The sequence below is a fragment of the Flavobacteriaceae bacterium HL-DH10 genome (assembly GCA_031826515.1).
In the GTDB taxonomy this organism is placed as follows: Bacteria; Bacteroidota; Bacteroidia; order Flavobacteriales; family Flavobacteriaceae; genus Thalassobellus; species Thalassobellus suaedae.
The window spans coordinates 1,451,887-1,469,623 of sequence record CP134536.1; the positions used below are offsets into that span (position 1 = coordinate 1,451,887).

Here is a 17,737-nt window from a genome sequence, read left to right on the forward strand (position 1 = left end):
ACCAGAATAACTTCGACAAACTAAGTATGAATACCATCATTCAAAACATATTAGTTTTTACAGCAATTGGGCTTGCTTTAATCTTCTTGATTAAAAAATTTGTTTGGAAAAAACCGAAATCAAAAAAATCTTGCGGTGGCGATGATGGCTGTGGGTGTCATTAAGGATTACCGACAGTGCTTATATAGTATTGCATTCTTTTACAAACAAATTACTAGCAACAATTTGGGATATACTTATTAAATTTTCTCCAATTTTAATAACCATTGAATTATCAAAATCTTCTCTAGACAAAATTATAATTTCTGAACCTAATGCAATTTTATGTTTATCTAAATATTTCAAAAAAGCCGATGATGTATCTTTAACTCCCACACAAACCGCTTTAGTGTTTTCTGATAAATTAAAAAGTAATATCTTCTCTGTTTTTTTTATAGCTCCAAATTTGTTTGGAATTGGGTCGCCATGAGGATCATGCGAAGGATAATTAAGGAATTTATCCAATTCATGAATAAGCTTTTCAGATTTTATATGTTCTAACTGTTCTGCAATTTCATGGATCTCATCCCAAGAAAAATTAAGTTTTTCAACTAAAAACACTTCCCAAAGTCGGTGTTTTCTAACTATGTCTGCTGCAATTTCACCTCCTTTAATAGTAAGATTTACACCCTGATATTTTTTATAATTAACATAACCCTTTTCAGCCAACTTCTTCATCATATCTGTAACCGATGATGCTTTAGTCTCTAAAGCATCTGCAATGCTATTTGTACTTACAGTATGGACTCCATATTTCCCTAATTGATATATGGATTTTATGTAGTTTTCTTCTGTTAGGGTAATCATAGTGATATTCATTTAACCACAAATATAGTTTATTTATTATTTTATTTTTATTTTTTAGATTAGTCTAAATTTATATTTATATTTGCAAAAATATATTTTATGAAATATCTATTTTGGTTTTTAAGTTTACTCTCAACAACATCAAACGCACAACAAATAACGGGAAGTGTATTTTCTGATGGCGAACCATTACCTTATGTTAATGTATACCTGAAGGGCACTTCCAAAGGCACAACAACTAATGAAAACGGTTTTTATAAACTTAATGCTATTGAAACAGGAGACTACACAATTATAGCATCTTTTACAGGATATCAGAATCAAAGAAAGAACATAACCATTTCATCGCGTGATATGGTTATAAATTTCGATTTATTAGAATCTGAAATGCTAGAAGAAGTGGTAGTTACGGGAACTTTAAAAGCAGTTTCACGTTTAGAAAGTCCGGTGCCTGTTGAAGTCTATTCTCCCGCTTTTTTTAAAAAGAATCCAACTCCAAATATATTCGAAGCTTTACAAAATGTAAATGGTGTACGCCCACAAATCAATTGCAATGTTTGCAACACAGGAGATATTCATATTAATGGTTTAGAAGGGCCATATACACTTGTTCTTATAGATGGTATGCCAATTGTTAGTGGTTTATCTACAGTATACGGCTTATCTGGCATTCCCAATTCCTTAATAGAACAAATTGAAATTGTAAAAGGCCCGGCATCTTCTCTTTATGGAAGCGAAGCTGTTGGTGGTCTAATTAATATCATAACCAAACTTCCAGAAAATGCTCCTAAATTTTTTGCAGATAGTTATACCACTGGTTGGGGAGAAGTGAATCTGGATTTGGGATATAAAGCCAATATAGGATCTAAAACTAGTCTTCTTACTGGAATCAATTATTTTAATTACAACAATCCAATAGATAATAACAATGATAATTTTACCGATTTAACCCTCCAAAATAGAATTTCAATATTTCAAAAATGGAATTTTGAACGAAAAAACCAAAGAGCATTTTCTATTGTAGGACGTTATTTTTATGAAGACCGATGGGGAGGTGAAATGCAATGGAATCCATCATATAGAGGTGGCGATGAAATTTATGGAGAATCTATTTATACATCACGCTTTGAGCTTTTAGGAAAATATCAACTCCCTATTGAAGAAAAAATATTGTTTCAGTTTTCATATACAGATCATGATCAAAACTCGGTATATGGCAATGTTCCATATTTGGCACAACAACGTATTGGTTTTGGACAATTTACCTGGGATAAAACCTTAAAGAATCACGACCTTTTATTTGGAACTTCGTTACGCTATAATTATTACAATGATAACACTCCTGCTACAGAAGTAGCAGATAAGGTTCTAATTCCATCTGTATTTATACAAGATGAAATAAAACTATACGACAAGCATACATTATTATTAGGAACACGTTATGATTATGACAAAAGACATGGTAATATATTCACGCCTCGAATTGCATACAGATTTAAACCTACCGCCAATGATATTTTTAGATTAAATGCCGGAACAGGATTTAGAGTCGTTAACATTTTTACTGAAGAACATGCCGCATTAACAGGTGCTAGAGACGTTATAATTACAGAGGCATTAAAGCCCGAGCGTTCTTACAATGTTAATATTAATTACTTAAAAAAGTTTTATACTAAAAGTGGCATGATAATGGGATTAGACATTTCTGCTTGGTATACCCATTTTACCAATTTAATTCTTCCAGATTACGACACAAATCCTAATCAAATTATTTACGATAACCTAAACGGAAAAGCTGTTACAAAAGGCGTAAGTTTTAATTATGATGCCATAATTACTAATGGCGTAAAACTGCTGGTTGGAGGTACATATCAAGACGTATCTCAAACAGAAAACAATATTAAAAAACGTCAAATTTTAACGGAGCGCTTTACAGGAACTTGGGCAGCATCGTATAAAAATTATAAATACAACCTAACACTAGATTATACGGGTAATATTTATGGACCTATGCGATTGCCTTTATTAGGTGACTTGGATCCTCGTAAAGAAAATTCTCCTGTTTGGAGCATTCAAAATATTCAGCTAACTTTTGATGGTTTAAATAATTTCGAAATATACGGTGGCGTAAAAAACCTATTAAACTGGACTCCCAATAAAGGAAACCCTTTTATTATATCAAGAGCACACGACCCTTTTGATAAAAATGTTGATTTTGATAGCAATGGCAACGCTTTGGTAAACGATGACCCTAATAGTCCTAAATATAACCCATATGGATTAACATTCGACCCATCATATGTATATGCGCCAAATCAAGGCATTCGCTTATTTTTCGGATTACGTTACTCCATTAAATAAATCTAACAATGGGATATATTAAAAGACAATCAAATGATGTTTTAAAATCTACATTAAAAAGCTAATCTCCAAAACTGAGCTACTAAAAAGGTTACCACAAAGCCTAAAATAACTGGCATAATAGACGCAAAAACTGTCCATTTCACACTTTTGGTTTCTTTATAAATGGTATAAATTGTCGTACTACAGGGGTTATGTAACAAACTAAACAACATGAGGTTTATAGCTGTTAAAAGCGTCCAACCACCTGCCCTTAAAATATCGGCTGTGGCATTCATAGAGTCTAATTCAAACATCACTCCAGCGCCTTGTCCTCCAGAAACCCCAGTAACCATAACGGTTAGCATTAAAATGGTTGGAATTACAATTTCATTGGCAGGAATAGCGACTATATAAGCTAATAAAATAACACCATTTAATCCTAAAAGAAACCCGAAACCGTCTAGCGAATGTATCGTCCAAGCCGCAATACTTTCGTTACCTATATAAACATTAGAGATTATCCAGATAACCGCACCAGCAGGTGCTGCAAAAACAATTGCTCGCCATAATACAATTAAAGTTCTATCAATTAATGAGGTGTAAATGGTTTTCCAAAAACGAGGCGGTCTATAAGGCGGTAATTCTAAATTAAAAGTAGACACTTCTCCTTTTAAAAGTGTTTTAGATAACGCCCAAGATACCGTAAACATAAAAGCCATACCTAAAACAGCAATACCAATAACAGCTAATAGCGATACAATACTTGAAAATGATTCGGGAACCACAGCACCAATAAAAATAGTAGCTATTAATATTTGAGTAGGCCAACGCCCGTTACACAACGAAAAATTATTCGTAATAATAGCAATTAAACGCTCTCTAGGACTATCAATAATTCGCGTTGCAACAACACCAGCTGCATTACAACCAAAACCCATACTCATGGTTAAGGCTTGTTTACCATGTGCGCCAGATTTTTTAAATAAACTATCTAAATTAAAAGCGACACGTGGCAAATAACCAAAATCTTCCAACAGGGTAAACATGGGAAAAAATATCGCCATAGGTGGTAACATTACCGCTATTACCCAAGCAACTGCTAAATAAACACCATCAATTAAAAATCCATTAAGCCACCAAGGCATATTTATACTTGCAGCACCACTTTTAAGTACCGGATGAATGGTATCTAATAATAATTCTGCTAATAATGATGAAGGATAATTTGCACCTATAATGGTTAACCAGAGCACAACTCCTAAAATTAAAAACATAATAGGAAATCCGAATATCTTACTCGTTACTATTTTATCTATTTTAGAATCTAAACGAAAGCGTTTTTTCGAATTATCTACTTGAACACTATCTTTTACAATATTGGCAGCATCGGCATAAATACTCTCCGTTAAGTTATCATGAAAATCATCACCAATTTGCCAGCGCAATTCATTAGATAATTCAATAATATGGTCTATATTTTTTTGATTCATTTGCTATATTTTAAACGAGTTCACCTGTTCTTAAAGCATTAATAATTTGCGCATCGCCTTCTAATAATCTGAAAGCAACCCATCTACTATTAGGAATACCTGGAAACTCTTTTTTAATTTCGGCAGCAAGTGTTTTAACTGCTTTTTCAATATTTTCAGGCACACTTTTAATTCTATGAGGTTTGCAAACAATTGTACCATTAGCAATTTCACTAATGGTTTGAATCAATTCAGGAATACCTTCATTAAATCGAGCACTAGTAGGCACCACAGGAATTCCTAAATCTTTCGAAAGTGTTCGTATATCAATAGAAATATGGTTTCGTTTGGCTTCATCCATTAAATTTAAACACAGAACCGCCTTATCGGTAATTTCTAATATTTGAATGACAAGATTTAAATTACGCTCTAATCGATTCGCATCGGCAACAATAACCGTAACATCGGGTTTTCCAAAAAGAATAAAATCTCTTGCGGCTTCTTCATCTTCAGATGTAGAAAGCAATGAATACGTTCCTGGTAAATCGACCAATTTATATTTATTGGTATTGTATTCAAATCCGCCTTCGGCTCTAGTAACTGTTTTTCCTGGCCAATTACCTGTATGTTGCCTTAATCCAGTTAAAGCATTAAACACCGTACTTTTTCCTGTATTTGGGTTACCTGCCAACGCCACTACAAAATCGAAATTATCGGTTCGTACACCTAATTTTTTTAAGCCTTCAGCATTAAAATGAGCACAGGTATCGCAAGCACTTTTTACTTTTGTATCCATGATTTAATCTTTTTTAATAAGGATTTTTTTAGCTTGGTCTTTTCGTAACGCAATAGACGTTCCTTTAATTAAATAAGCGTGTGGTTCTCCCAAGGGGTTCATAAGATCAATACTAATATCTGCACCTTTTACAAATCCTAAATCCAGTAACCTTCTTCTGCTTTCGCCTCGACTTTCTTTAGAAATTCCTATAATTTTAGCCGTATCAGATTCTTTTAAACTCGATAATCTAGCAATATTATCTTCTATAACAACTTCTTGTTCAATAGGTGCTACGGTTAAATTTGCAGCTACAATAGGTGCTAATTTAAACTCCTCTCCTTCCGATTGAAAAACAATTCGGGTCGTATTATTTTCAATCACTTTAATAAGTGATCCTATATGAATGTTTTCGGCTAAAATCTGTTTATAAATAATTTCTGGTTCATCTTCTATATGCGTAATTCTACCAATAGAATTTACCGGAAGCAAGGGCAATTCTACACCATTAACCTCGGCTATTTTACCTGTTCTTGTTGGAATAGGATCCCCGTGCGGATCAAACTTTGGGTTTCCTAAACGAGCAGCAAGTGTATTGGTTTCATCATGACTAAGCTTATGCTCCATCTTTTCTGCTCTATCATGCCATTCGGTTTTATGAAACCCTGTTTTATCGGCTAAATAACGTTCCCAAAGCCGATGGACTCTAACAATGCGAACCGCATATTCTCTGCCTGTTTCTGTTAATTTTAAAATATCTGATTCAAAATAAATTAAATCATTAATTGTCATTTTTTTTACGGCTTCTACAATGCTATTATGATTAAAATCTAAAACCTGAACCAAAGTTTTCATATCGACTTTGTTTCCTGAATTTTCAAAATGATATAACTGCTTTAAAATGTCTTCAATTATTGTTTTTTCATTGCTCTTTAAATTCTTTTTAAGAATCCAAAACCAGCCTTTTGTTGGTCTAAATAACACAAAAAGCAATACTGTTATGACAAAAAATATAATAAGTGCCGATATTGGATTATATGTATTCATATTAAATACTTAAGTATAAATTTTGAGCAACTTCTTTAGAAATAATCATTTTTTTAAATTTGGTTTCTATAGTTAACGAATTATCAAAAGGTTCAAAATCTAAAACCTTAATAGCGTCTCCTAATGCCAAATTATTCTTGTTTAAATATTTTAGAAACACATCAGATGAATTTTTCACTAATGCTAAAACACCTTCTTTTCCTGTTTCTAAATCTAAAATATTCACACTTTTTACAGGCGCATAATTTCCGTCTTTATCTGGTATAGGGTCACCATGTGGATCGTGTGTGGGGTTTCCTAAAAAATCATCTAATTCGTTTACTAATTTTAACGATTTTATATGTTCTAACTGTTCTGCTACATCATGAACCTCATCCCAAGAAAAATTCAACTTTTCTACTAAAAACACTTCCCATAGGCGATGTTTTCTAATAACCAAAGCTGCTGCCATACGCCCTTTTTCGGTTAGACTAACCCCTTGATATTTAACATAATTAGCTAAGTCTTTTTCAGCTAATTTTTTAATCATATCGGTAACCGAAGAGGCTTTAGACTCTATTTTTTTTGCAATTGCATTCGTACTTACAGCAAGACTTCCTTGTTGCCCTAACTGATAAATAGCTTTTAAATAATTTTCTTCTGATAGTGAAACCATATTCTAAAAAATATAATACAAAGATACAGTAATTTACCTTAAAGTAAAAATACTTTTAGATTAGACTAAAAATAATAAACTTTCAGAAATACCAAATCAAATATCTAATAACAAATTATTTATATCTTAGTAAAATGGCACAACACAACGAACTTGGTAAAAAAGGAGAGCAATTAGCCGTTGATTTTCTGTTGAAAAACGATTACCAGATTATAGAGCGTAATTACCGTTTTGAAAAAGCCGAAGTTGATATTATTGCCAAAAAAAATGACATATTAGCTGTTATTGAAGTAAAAACACGTTCGACAGTAGATTTTGGAAATCCGCAAGATTTTGTAAAACCGAAACAAATTCAACGCCTTGTAAAAGCTGTTGATGACTATGTGAGTGTAAACGATTTAGATGTAGAAGTCCGCTTTGATATTATTGCGATTGTGAAAGCAGGTGGCACTTTCAATATTGAACATTTAGAAAACGCCTTTTATCATTTTTAAATCCTTTGTTATTTATTCATTAAGCAAAAAAGAATTTACACTAAAATTTAGAGTCTAAAATAGATTTCTGTTTTCCTAGGAACGACAAACTATTCTTCAAAAAAAGCTTTTACAGCCTCTAAATCTTCTGGTTTTGCTATGATGTGTTTCTCTTTATCTAAAATGAAATAGGTTGGTGTTGCTGTTACTCCATAATCATTCCCTATATCATTTTCCCATTTACCTAACCCAAGCACATGAATAAAATTTGGTAATTTTAAAATTCTATTTTTCCACAATTTATCATTATCTTCTAAACCAATGGCAATGACTTGAGTCTTTCCTTTGTCTTGAGATTTCACAAAAGCATCTAAACGCGGAACCTCATCTAAGCAATGTGAACACGTGCTATTCCAAAACAAAACAATGTAGTTTTCAGCAGTATTTAATGCACTTAAATTTTTAGTTATTTTCTTGTTGTCTTTTTCAATTTCTATTGAAAAATCGGGTGCTTTTTCACCTAAAGAAACCCTTTTAAACAACAATAAATCTTTAACTAATTGTTGATCGTTTAAAGCTAAAGCAACATCTATTAAATACGTTTCAGAAATATAATTTGCAACAGACTCATTTCCTAAATCAGCAAGTTGCTGCCATAAATCTAATAAAAGAATCCTCTTAATCTTATTAGGAGCTGTTTTCATAGCACCATAAAAAACATCGATATTCTTTTTATAGTTTGCTTCTTCATCTAACGTTTCAGAAGTCATTCCGAACACATAATTTAACATGCGCTCTTCTAAAAAACTAGAGCTTTGTAATGTTATATTATTAAAATCTACATAATCAAAATAATGTGCTTCTAAATTTTTAATATATGTTTTTACATTTTCATATTTTTTAGGAATATATGGTTTATTAGCTTTAATAAATTGAAGTGCAATAGTACCTTTCGCTGCTTTTTCAAAACTTAACTGCGTATCTCTTTGTGTTTTAAAGATGGCTTTTAACGCTGTAGTATCTTTACTTTGTTGTCTATAATAATTACCAATACTTTGAGTAACCATAGACATGCTATTCGTATAAGACGCTAATAGTTTATTTTCTGAAGAAGATGTAAATTTTACACCTGTTTCCGAATTAAAAGTAAGTACTATATCTTCTTTTCCATTATAAATAATATCAAAATTATAATCTTCTTGCGGTACAGCATATACTAATTTATACATGCCTTTTGCTGCTGTAGAATCTAATTGAAACTGAAAGCTTCCGTCCTCTTTTATTTCTGCATTAGTAATATATTCTGAAATGGTAGGCATCGCCTTATACAATAAAGCAACATTATAGTCTTTAGCTGGAGAGAATATTCCTTTTATGGTATGCTGAGCAAAAAGAAATGTTGGCAATAAAACTACCAAGACAATAATTCGGTTTAACATGGATACTAATTTATTTATATTTCATAAAAATCAATAATCAAGCCACAATAGGTTTTAATAATTCTAATGCTTGTTTTACAGATTTAACAGATTCAAAAGTTAATAATAATCGCAAACCATTACGCGTTTGCTTTTCTTTCATTTTACAAATACTAGGATTTTTTTGTACAAATTGAAGTACTTTAGTAAATCCATTACTTTGATAAAAGTTACTCTGCTGGTCGGTTATAAAATAGCCTACAAATTTACCTTTTTTCATGATAATTTTCTCGAAACCTATTTTAGTAGCCAACCACTTTATTTGGACACTATTTAATAAATCGGTCACTTGACTTGGCAACTCTCCAAAACGATCGATTAATTCTTTTTCAAAGGTCTGTAATTCTACTTCAGTTTTTAAATTATTTAGCTGAGTGTACAAATTTAAACGTTCAGCAATATTATTTACATAATCATCTGGAAATAGCAATTCAAAATCGGAGTCGATAGTCACTTCTTTTACATAAACTTTATCGGCTTCATCTTCATTATACAAATCTTTAAACTCATTTTCTTTAAGTTCATCAATAGCTTCGTTTAATATTTTCTGATAGGTATCAAACCCTATTTCATTTATAAATCCGCTTTGTTCACCGCCTAATAAATCGCCAGCGCCACGAATTTCTAAATCTTTCATAGCAATATTAAATCCGCTTCCTAATTCTGTAAACTGCTCTAAAGCTGTAATTCGTTTTCTAGCATCGTCCGTCATTGCCGAATACTCAGGCGTTATAAAATAACAAAATGCTTTTTTATTACTTCGTCCAACACGACCACGCATTTGGTGCAAATCACTCAATCCGAAATTATTAGCATTATTTATAAAAATGGTGTTTGCATTAGGTACATCAAGACCACTTTCAACAATGGTTGTACTTACTAATACATCAAAAGCGCCATCCATAAACGATAACATAAGTTGCTCAAGTTTTTTACCTTCCATTTGACCATGACCAATGCCTATTTTAGCATCGGGAACCAAACGCTGAATCATACCAGCCACTTCTTTTATATTTTCAATACGGTTATGAATAAAAAATATTTGTCCGCCGCGTTCAATTTCATAACTCACGGCATCACGAATACTTTCTTCATTAAATCGAATAACATGACTTTCTATAGGATAACGATTAGGAGGTGGCGTTGTTATAACCGATAAATCGCGTGCTGCCATTAAACTAAATTGAAGCGTACGCGGAATAGGTGTTGCGGTTAATGTTAACACATCTACATTATCTTTTAGTGTTTTTAGCTTTTCTTTTACGGCAACTCCAAATTTTTGTTCTTCGTCAACAATAAGAAGTCCTAAATCTTTGAATTTTACATTTTTATTAACAAGCTGATGCGTCCCAATAATGATATCAACTTTCCCAGCTTCTAAAGCCTCAAGGGTTTCTCTTTTTTCTTTAGCCGTTCTAAATCGGTTTAAATAATCGACCGTTACAGGGAATTCTTTTAAACGAGCTGCAAAAGTTCTTGAATGCTGATATGCCAAAATGGTTGTTGGCACTAAAACAGCGACCTGCTTTCCGTTATCCACCGCTTTAAAAGCCGCACGAATAGCAACTTCCGTTTTACCAAAACCAACATCGCCACAAACCAATCTATCCATGGGGCGTTCGCTTTCCATATCCACTTTTATATCGGCAGTCGCAGTACTTTGGTCTGGTGTATCTTCGTAAATAAAAGATGCCTCTAACTCGTGTTGCATGTAACTATCTGGTTTGTATTGATAGCCTTTTTCGGTTTTACGTTTGGCGTAAAGTTTTATCAAATTAAACGCTACATGTTTTACACGTGCTTTTGTTTTAGCTTTTAAAGTTTTCCAAGCGGCACTACCAAGTTTGTAAATTTTTGGTGGTTTCCCATCTTTTCCATTAAACTTGGTGATTTTATGAAGGGAATGGATGCTTAAATACAACACATCGCGCTCACCATAAACCAACTTAATAGCTTCCTGTTTTTTACCTTCTACATCTATTTTTTGAAGTCCTCCAAATCGCCCAATACCATGATCTATATGCGTAACATAATCGCCAATATCTAAATTTGTAAGTTCTTTTAAAGTGATGGCTTGCTTTTTAGCATAGCCATTTTTAACATGGAACTTATGGTAACGTTCAAAAATCTGATGATCTGTATAACAAACTATTTTAGAATCATGATCTACAAAGCCTTGATGTAATGATAAAACGATGGTTTTATAATGAACATCTTCTTCTACATCATCAAAAATATCATGAAATCGTTTGGCTTGTTGTTCACTAACACAGGCTATATAATTAGTATAGCCTTTATCGTGATTGGTGTTTAAATCTTCAATTAACAAATTGAATTGCTTATTGAATGAAGGTTGTGGCGAGGTATTAAATTCTATTGATTGCGATGCATTAGTTGCACTAAACAAAGCAGAATTACCAAACTCAACAATAGAAAACTCTAATAACTGCCTTTTTAGCATTTCAGAATTACAAAACAGCTCGTTTGGTTCGGCATGCTTAATATCTGACGACAGTGTTTTAAAGGCTTCTTCTGCTTTGATATAAAAATCGTCTATTCTTGAAAAGAATAAATCGGCATTTTTAAAATAAACAACTGTTTTTTGAGCAATATATTTTAAAAAACTTTGACGTTTTTCTTCTAATAATTTATTGGCAACATTAGGGATAATGTTTATTTTTTTTATCTGCTCTATAGATAATTGTGTCTCGACATCAAAGGTTCTAATGCTATCAACCTCATCACCAAAAAACTCGATTCTATAAGGCTGGTCGTGCGAAAACGAAAACACATCTACAATACCACCACGTACCGAAAACTCTCCAGGTTCGGTAACAAAATCGACTCGTTTAAATTGATATTCGAACAATACTTCATTTACAAAATCGATAGATAAATTATCATTAACCGATACTTTTAAGGTATGGCGTTCTAATTCTTTTCTGGTTACAACCTGCTCAAAAAGCGCATCAGGATACGTAATGATGATGGCTGGCTTTTTTTGAGAATTTATGCGATTTAAAACCTCGGCTCGCAACAATACATTAGCATTATCGGTTTCTTCTATCTGGTAAGGTCTTCGATAACTTCCAGGATAAAATAGCACATCTTTATCACCACATAATTGTTCTAAATCATTTAGATAAAAAGCAGCTTCTTCTTTATCGTTAAAAACGATTAAAAAAGGTTTATCTACTTCTTTAAAAACACTAGATATTACAAATGAAAACGAAGAGCCTACAAGGCCTTTTAAATGTGTTTTACTTTGAGAATGGACAATAGAAGTTTTCAGATTTTGCGTTTGCAAAGTCTGTGCATAAGTTTGCGAGAGAATAGTTTTACTCACGTCATTTTGTTTTTCGATTTGCAAATATAAGGTTTCGGATCATTTTTAAAGTAGTTTGAAAAGAATTTACTATGGTTTGTGCTATATAAATTATCACAACCAAAAGGTCGTAGATTATCTTTTTAGTTCCGTTAGAGATTTAGCCCCGATAACTGTCGAGATTAAAACCCCTCATTGAGAGCCCTTCGACTTTCTTCAGAATGAACTTCTTCCAAAAGCCGAACCCGTTCCTATACTAAATTCAGGATGATGGTAATACCCAAAAAATTAATTTTTTCAGTTTAGTTTATTAAAAAAAATATGTAGGTTTGCATCAAGTAATAAAACAAAAATATATGTCGTTTTCAGATTTATTTGATAGTGGGTTTAAAAAGCGTAATGAAGATCATTTTGCTTCTATAGTTCGTGTAGCTATGGCTGATGGTGCTATTTCTAATGAAGAAAAGGCGTTTTTAGATAGATTAGCTCGTAACTTAGGTATTAGTGAAGGAGATTACCAGATCATTTTAAAAGATTATCAAAAACATCCTATTAATCCACCTTATGACTATGATCGTCGTTTAGAGCGTTTATACGATTTAGTACGTATGGTACATATTGACCACATTGAAGGTGAAGAAGAAATTGCATTATTAAAAAAGATTTCTGTTGGTTTAGGTTTTCATGCTGTAAACGTAAAATATATTATAGACAAAGCTTTAACACTAGTACATAATGGTGTGGATTTAGAGACTTTTGTGGACGATATGAAAAATATGAATAGATAAGAATTTATCGATTTTGATATAAAAAATGCGAACTATTAAGTTCGCATTTTTTATTTATACAACTTTAATTGAATACGCTTTCGCGGAACATCAACTTCTAGCACTTTTACTATAATTTGCTGATGTAAACTCAAGTGTTCGTTCACGTCTTTTACAAAACTATCTGATAAATTTGAAACGTGAATTAAACCACTTTCTTTTATTCCAACATCTACAAAACAACCAAAATTGGTAATGTTATTAACGATGCCAGGAAGCAATTGACCTTCGCGTAAATCATTAATAGTTTTTATATTCTGATTGAAAGTAAACACTTTGGCTTGTTCTCGAATATCTAAACCAGGTTTTTCTAATTCCTTAATAATATCTTCTAATGTAAGCAAACCAACCGATGCTGTGCAATAGTGTTTTAAATCTATTTTTTTAAGTAGTTCTGAATTACCAATTAAATCCTCAACCGATTTGCCTAAATCTTTCGCCATTTTGGTAACTATGGTATAACTTTCGGGGTGTACTGCCGAATCGTCTAACGGATTTTTAGCATCTTTTATTCTTAAAAACGCGGCGCCTTGCTCGAACGCTTTGCCTCCCAATCGTGGTACGTTTTTAATATCTGTTCTTGAAGTAAAAACACCATTTTCATTTCGATAATTAAAAATGTTTTCAGCCAGTTTTGGACCAATCCCGGATACGTAACTCAATAAGCTTTTACTAGCGGTATTAATATTTACACCTACCGAGTTCACACAATTTTCAACCACTACATCCAATTGTTTTTGAAGCTTAGTTTGATCGACATCATGCTGATATTGTCCTACTCCAATAGATTTAGCATCAATTTTAACCAATTCTGCTAAAGGGTCCTGCAATCGTCTTCCTATAGATACCGAACCTCTAACCGTAACATCGTAATCTGGGAATTCTTCACGAGCAATTTTTGATGCCGAATAAATACTCGCACCTGCTTCGCTCACTACAAAAACTTGCACATCGTTTTTAAAATGAATCTTTTTTATAAGGGCTTCGGTTTCTCGTGAAGCGGTGCCATTTCCAATAGCAATGGCTTCAATTTTATAAGCATCGGCTAACGAACTTATCTTTTTCATGGCACCAATACTATCGCTTTTTGGGGGATGCGGGTAAATAGTTTCGTTATATTTTAATTGTCCCTGTGCATCTAAACAAACCACTTTACAACCTGTTCTAAACCCTGGGTCGATGGCTAAAACACGTTTTTCACCTAATGGTGACCCTAATAACAGTTGCTTTAAATTTTTAGCAAAAACGCTTATGGCAGATTCATCGGCTTTATCTTTAGCTATTTGCAAGGCTTCGTTACTTAACGAAGGTAGTAATAAACGTTTATAGGCATCTTTAATAGCCATGTCTATCTGTTCTGCGCAAGCATTACGACTTCTAATTATTCTGCTTTCAATTTTATTTAAAGCACGGTCGTCATCAATAGAAATTTTAACCCGAATAAAACCTTCGTTTTCTGCTCTTAAAATAGCGAGTAATCTGTGTGATGGTATTCTGCTAAGGCTTTCTTCCCAATCAAAATAATCTCTAAATTTTTGAGCTTTTTCATCGTCTGCTTTTGTTTTTACCACTTTCGTGGAAATCATAGCAAAACGTTCTAATTGCTGACGAATGTTATTTCGAATATCGGTACGCTCATTAATCCATTCGGCAATAATATGGCGCGCGCCTTCTAAGGCTTCTTCAACCGAATTCACTTCTCCTTTTGCATATTTGAAAGCAATGGACTCCACATTATTTGCATTTTGAGACATAATGATTTTTGCTAAAGGCTCTAATCCGTTTTGTCTTGCTTTTTCTGCTTTTGTTTTTCGACTCTTTTTATAGGGTAAGTATAAATCTTCTAACGCTATTAAATCTTGAGCTGCTTCTATTTTTTGTTGTAATTCTGATGTTAAAACAGCCTGTTCTTGTAAAGCTTTTAAAATGGCTTTTTTGCGTTTTTCTAAAGTTTCATATTGCTCTTTAAATTTTACAATATCGCCTATTTGAACCTCATCTAAATTACCAGTAGCTTCTTTTCGGTAACGCGAAATAAACGGAATGGTGCAATCTTCATTAAGTAATGCAATGGTGTTTTTTACAGATTGCTCTGGAAGTTGAGTTTGAGAAATTATAAATTTTATCATGCTATTTAATAAAAAAACCTATCAAGTTTTCCTGACAGGTCTAATTTATATTTTAATTTAAAATTGTAGTAATACTTAAGCAACTTTTTTAAATAAATCGAAACAAGGGCATTTTTTACAACGCTTGTTCTCGCCTTTTTTAAATTTTTTACAACAGCTACTTTTTACTTTATCAGTAGTAATAATACCGATTCGTTGTAACTCTTTAATAGCCTTTTTTTCTTCTTTTTGCCCAAAACAGAATCTAAAGTTTAGATTATGAGACAAAAATAAGTTATTTTTATTAAATCTAAATAAGATTAATTGTTAAATAATTATTGCGCTGTATCAGCAGATGCAGAATTAACTGTTAACTGTTGAATATCTCTATCAAACAAATAAAGTCCGCCCTTATCATCACCTATAAGGTTTATCTTGTCAAGAATAGTTCTAGCCATAGCTTCTTCTTCAATTTGCTCAGAAACGTACCATTGTAAAAAATTGTGGGTGGCATAATCTTTTTCTTGTAGGCTTATATGAACTAACTCATTAATACTTTCTGACACAAAAACTTCATGTTTAAATAACATTTCAAACATATCTTTAAAAGAACTGAAAGTAACATTAGGTGCTTTTAATTCAGAGATATGTGCATGTCCTCCACGCTCATTTACAAACTTTACAAGCTTTAACATATGGTCGCGTTCTTCATCCGACTGATCATACATAAACCCTGCAACACCCTCTAAACCTTTTACCTCTGCCCAACACGCCATAGCTAAATATATTTGAGATGATTCAGCTTCAATTCGTATTTGGTCATTAAGTGATTTTTCTATGATTTTTGATAACATGATATTGCTTTTTGTAAAGTTACTGAAATCTTTAAGACTACTAAAACCTTAGCTTAACAATTAATACTAGAAACATATAAAAATCATGATAATTTCTAATTCAGTAATTCTAAAATGACTTATTTATATTTTATACCAAAAAAAAGGGTAAAAAAAATCCCGCTTTCAAAAAGTTATTGAAAACGGGATTTAAATAATTATAAAAAAAATTAATTTCCAGCTTGTGCTTTAGCTTCTTCTATCATTTTTTCATTTGGCAAAATAGCGACATTTACACGTCTGTTTTTTGCTCGCCCTTCTACTGTTGCATTATCATGAAGCGGTTGTGTTTCTCCAAACCAGTTTGTTGTAAGTCTACTATTAAATATACCATTTTGCGATAAATAATTGGTAACGGCATAGGCTCTGTTTTTAGAAAGAGTCATGTTATATTCTTCTGCACCTTGACTATCTGTATGCCCAACAACTAAAATATTAGTATCAGGATATTCTTTAAAAACCCCAATTAGTTTATTAAGTGTTGTTTGTGATGCAGTATTGATATTATATTTATTAGTGTCAAAATACACACCACTACTTTCATCAAAAGTAATAACAATACCATTATCTACACGCTCTACCTCTGCCCCTGGAATTTCTTCTTCAATTTTTTGCGCTTGTTTATCCATTTTATTTCCAATAAGAACTCCTGCACCACCACCAATAACACCACCAATAACAGCTCCTAATTCTCCGTTTCCGCCTTTACCGACATTATTTCCAATGATAGCACCTAAAATAGCACCACCAGTAGCACCAATAACGGCTCCTTTTTGTTTATTATTTGCGTTTTGAATAGCACCACAATTTGTTAAACTAAAAGTTAAAACAAGTACTAAAACGATTATTCCAATTCTATTTACTAATGTTTTCATATGTTTATTTATATATTATTTTGTAAAATTCATAATGATAGTAAATGGTTTCCCATCAACTGACACTGTTTGTTGCCATTGCATTGCAGCTTCAGACAATGATGTTAAGCTCAATCTAAATCCTTGATTAGTATCTGATTTGTGTTTTTCATCAGTAGGCTTTAATAAAAAATCATAAAGACCAGTTTGTTGATCAATCTCTTGAATTGTAAACACAAAATTACGAGCTCCTGTTGAGCAGCTAGGATCATTAATAGTATAAATTCCTGTATTATTATTAGGAATAAATTGCCAAGTACTGCCTTCAAAACATGCTTTTGATGCATCACTAAGTAAAGTAACATTATAAGTTCCTGCTTCACTATAAGAAATAGAACTTAAGGTCCATTCTCCTTTAATGACTTTTTTAGAAGTTCTAACTGTTTTTGAAGCTCCACAAGACACCAAACTAATGGTAAATAATAAAAGGATTAATTGTTTCATAAATTATTTGATTTGTTTGTTATAATTTAATATACGAATATTCTGAACTTTTAGATGCTTTAACCATATAATTTATCGAAAGGATTTTAGTGATTAACATATATAAGAGTAAGACACCCACATATAATAAAAGTCACTTT

The 17,737-nt window shown here is 32.3% G+C and carries 12 protein-coding genes and 1 pseudogene; 3 read left to right on the forward strand and 10 right to left on the reverse strand.

The annotated features are described in order from the left end of the window. Window positions 1–180: 180 nt before the first annotated feature. Complete coding sequence (locus RHP49_06350) at window positions 181–843, reverse strand: metal-dependent transcriptional regulator (GenBank protein WNH14386.1); 663 nt, start codon at window positions 841–843, stop codon at window positions 181–183. A 102-nt stretch (window positions 844–945) separates the two neighbouring features. On the opposite strand from RHP49_06350, the gene RHP49_06355 reads away from it, so the two are divergent. Continuing rightward, window positions 946–3,207, forward strand: a complete 2,262-nt coding sequence (locus RHP49_06355) for a TonB-dependent receptor (GenBank protein ID WNH13874.1) — start codon at window positions 946–948, stop codon at window positions 3,205–3,207. A gap of 53 nt (window positions 3,208–3,260) precedes the next feature. Here the strand turns inward: RHP49_06355 and feoB are convergent. The 3 genes and pseudogenes from feoB to RHP49_06370 form a co-directional block, all read right to left on the reverse strand. Beyond that, window positions 3,261–5,454, reverse strand: a pseudogene (gene feoB / locus RHP49_06360) (ferrous iron transport protein B). 3 nt (window positions 5,455–5,457) lie between these two features. Continuing rightward, a complete protein-coding gene (locus tag RHP49_06365) occupies window positions 5,458–6,480 on the reverse strand; it encodes a metal-dependent transcriptional regulator (protein ID WNH13875.1) in 1,023 nt (340 codons plus the stop codon). Between the two features lies 1 nt (window position 6,481). Further along, window positions 6,482–7,135, reverse strand: coding sequence for a metal-dependent transcriptional regulator (locus tag RHP49_06370; GenBank protein WNH13876.1), 654 nt, complete (start codon window positions 7,133–7,135; stop codon window positions 6,482–6,484). Window positions 7,136–7,269: 134 nt separating this feature from the next. Here RHP49_06370 and RHP49_06375 point away from each other — a divergent pair, with 134 nt between their 5' ends. Continuing rightward, window positions 7,270–7,629, forward strand: a complete 360-nt coding sequence (locus RHP49_06375) for a YraN family protein (protein ID WNH13877.1) — start codon at window positions 7,270–7,272, stop codon at window positions 7,627–7,629. Between the two features lie 89 nt (window positions 7,630–7,718). On the opposite strand, the gene RHP49_06380 is transcribed toward RHP49_06375, so the two are convergent. Continuing rightward, window positions 7,719–9,047: a TlpA disulfide reductase family protein gene (locus RHP49_06380; protein WNH13878.1), complete on the reverse strand. Its 1,329-nt coding sequence runs from the start codon at window positions 9,045–9,047 to the stop codon at window positions 7,719–7,721. Window positions 9,048–9,084: 37 nt separating this feature from the next. Continuing rightward, the gene (mfd, locus tag RHP49_06385; protein WNH13879.1) at window positions 9,085–12,432 is read right to left on the reverse strand and encodes a transcription-repair coupling factor; all 3,348 of its coding nucleotides are present in this window, start codon (window positions 12,430–12,432) and stop codon (window positions 9,085–9,087) included. Window positions 12,433–12,767: 335 nt separating this feature from the next. On the opposite strand from mfd, the gene RHP49_06390 reads away from it, so the two are divergent. Then, on the forward strand, window positions 12,768–13,199 hold the full coding sequence (locus RHP49_06390) for a TerB family tellurite resistance protein (GenBank protein ID WNH13880.1): 432 nt from the start codon (window positions 12,768–12,770) through the stop codon (window positions 13,197–13,199). Window positions 13,200–13,249: 50 nt separating this feature from the next. On the opposite strand, the gene RHP49_06395 is transcribed toward RHP49_06390, so the two are convergent. The 4 genes from RHP49_06395 to RHP49_06410 form a co-directional block, all read right to left on the reverse strand. Further along, window positions 13,250–15,367, reverse strand: a complete 2,118-nt coding sequence (locus RHP49_06395; protein WNH13881.1) for a Tex family protein — start codon at window positions 15,365–15,367, stop codon at window positions 13,250–13,252. Window positions 15,368–15,681: 314 nt separating this feature from the next. Beyond that, window positions 15,682–16,200 (reverse strand): ferritin, encoded by a 519-nt coding sequence (locus RHP49_06400; GenBank protein ID WNH13882.1) that lies wholly within the window; start codon window positions 16,198–16,200, stop codon window positions 15,682–15,684. A 209-nt stretch (window positions 16,201–16,409) separates the two neighbouring features. After that, window positions 16,410–17,114, reverse strand: a complete 705-nt coding sequence (locus tag RHP49_06405; protein WNH13883.1) for an OmpA family protein — start codon at window positions 17,112–17,114, stop codon at window positions 16,410–16,412. A 15-nt stretch (window positions 17,115–17,129) separates the two neighbouring features. Continuing rightward, window positions 17,130–17,597 carry a lipocalin family protein gene (locus RHP49_06410; protein WNH13884.1) on the reverse strand — a complete coding sequence of 156 codons (468 nt, stop codon included), beginning with the start codon at window positions 17,595–17,597 and terminating at the stop codon, window positions 17,130–17,132. Between the last annotated feature and the right edge of the window lie 140 nt (window positions 17,598–17,737).

Coding starts and splice junctions, on each gene's coding strand:
- RHP49_06355 (WNH13874.1), top strand. CDS start 946: ATGAAATATCTATTTTGGTTTTTAAGTTTACTCTCAACAACATCAAAC.
- RHP49_06365 (WNH13875.1), bottom strand. CDS start 6,480: ATGAATACATATAATCCAATATCGGCACTTATTATATTTTTTGTCATA.
- RHP49_06370 (WNH13876.1), bottom strand. CDS start 7,135: ATGGTTTCACTATCAGAAGAAAATTATTTAAAAGCTATTTATCAGTTA.
- RHP49_06375 (WNH13877.1), top strand. CDS start 7,270: ATGGCACAACACAACGAACTTGGTAAAAAAGGAGAGCAATTAGCCGTT.
- RHP49_06380 (WNH13878.1), bottom strand. CDS start 9,047: ATGTTAAACCGAATTATTGTCTTGGTAGTTTTATTGCCAACATTTCTT.
- RHP49_06390 (WNH13880.1), top strand. CDS start 12,768: ATGTCGTTTTCAGATTTATTTGATAGTGGGTTTAAAAAGCGTAATGAA.
- RHP49_06395 (WNH13881.1), bottom strand. CDS start 15,367: ATGATAAAATTTATAATTTCTCAAACTCAACTTCCAGAGCAATCTGTA.
- RHP49_06400 (WNH13882.1), bottom strand. CDS start 16,200: ATGTTATCAAAAATCATAGAAAAATCACTTAATGACCAAATACGAATT.
- RHP49_06405 (WNH13883.1), bottom strand. CDS start 17,114: ATGAAAACATTAGTAAATAGAATTGGAATAATCGTTTTAGTACTTGTT.
- RHP49_06410 (WNH13884.1), bottom strand. CDS start 17,597: ATGAAACAATTAATCCTTTTATTATTTACCATTAGTTTGGTGTCTTGT.